The sequence below is a fragment of the Cognatundibacterium luofuense genome (assembly GCF_018139685.1).
GTDB classification, from domain to species: domain Bacteria; phylum Pseudomonadota; class Gammaproteobacteria; order Burkholderiales; family Burkholderiaceae_D; genus Undibacterium; species Undibacterium luofuense.
This window is the reverse complement of record NZ_JAGSPN010000092.1, coordinates 1-532: the sequence shown is the minus strand read 5'-3', so window position 1 is coordinate 532 and position 532 is coordinate 1. Positions and strand designations below refer to the sequence as shown.

At 48.3% G+C, this 532-nt stretch carries 1 protein-coding gene; it reads right to left on the bottom strand.

Translation table 11 applies throughout. The features are described 5' to 3' along the window. Window positions 1-263: 263 nt before the first annotated feature. The coding region (locus tag KDM89_RS19475) for a hypothetical protein (protein WP_212689553.1) at window positions 264-532 on the bottom strand (269 nt) is incomplete at its 5' end.

The window sequence follows — 532 nt, the reverse complement described above, 5'->3', positions numbered from 1 at the left end:
AGGCATCCATCGCATTATCTTCTTTGCCGCGCTGTTCCCAGAACTGAGCTGTCTCTATCAGTTTTTCATGCAAAGGAGAATTGGCAAAAGCGGAGCTGTAGCAGCCCTGGATCGCAAACAGCGCGAGTACCACCGCTTTTTTATTCAAAACCATGCCATTCCCCTATTCCTAATCCGTTGATCATTCTTGCCTGATATGGCATTGAGGCCATACTACGCTGTCGCACAGTATGGCCTGCGTCGTTTTTACTGTCTTGCCTTAATTATTCGTCACTGCCGTCAACATCACGCAAACGTGTCGCTGCTTTACGCTTCAAAAAGCGGAACAACAAGGTCGCCGCGATCAAAGACGCCAGCATCAGGAACAGTATCAACAATACCGGCTGGCCGGACAGGGTCCATTTTATCCAGGTCCAGAGCGGCAGGTTACCCGCATAATACGTGTCACCGATCAGGAAACTCGCTACACGTTCTCCCTTCAATAACACCAGGTCACCCTGATATTTACTGCGTATATCAGATTTATTTAATC